Genomic DNA, 270 nt, shown 5'->3' on the forward strand with positions numbered 1-270 from the left:
AAAAAGTAATGAGCAGGACGGCTGCGAAGTCGTGACACTTTTGTGTCCCCTTCGTCTAGCGGTTAGGACTCCGCCCTTTCACGGCGGCAACAGGGGTTCGAATCCCCTAGGGGACGCCACCTGCTTGGTGACAGGTGAAAGGTGTCTCCATACAGTATCTCAAAACCGATTTGGTTGCGTAAGCAGCCGGGCCGCGTTTGAGATATTTGCTCTTTAACAATCCGGAACAAGCTGAAAATTGAAACGACGCAGCGCGTCATTCCTCCGTAA

The 270-nt window shown here is 52.2% G+C and carries 1 tRNA gene; it reads left to right on the plus strand.

Features of this window, described 5'->3' with window-relative positions:
- Positions 1-44: 44 nt before the first annotated feature.
- Positions 45-119 (plus strand) — tRNA-Glu (locus tag HFD94_RS22830).
- Positions 120-270 lie beyond the last annotated feature (151 nt).

The organism is Pantoea sp. EKM20T, assembly GCF_011800485.1.
GTDB lineage: Bacteria > Pseudomonadota > Gammaproteobacteria > Enterobacterales > Enterobacteriaceae > Pantoea > Pantoea agglomerans.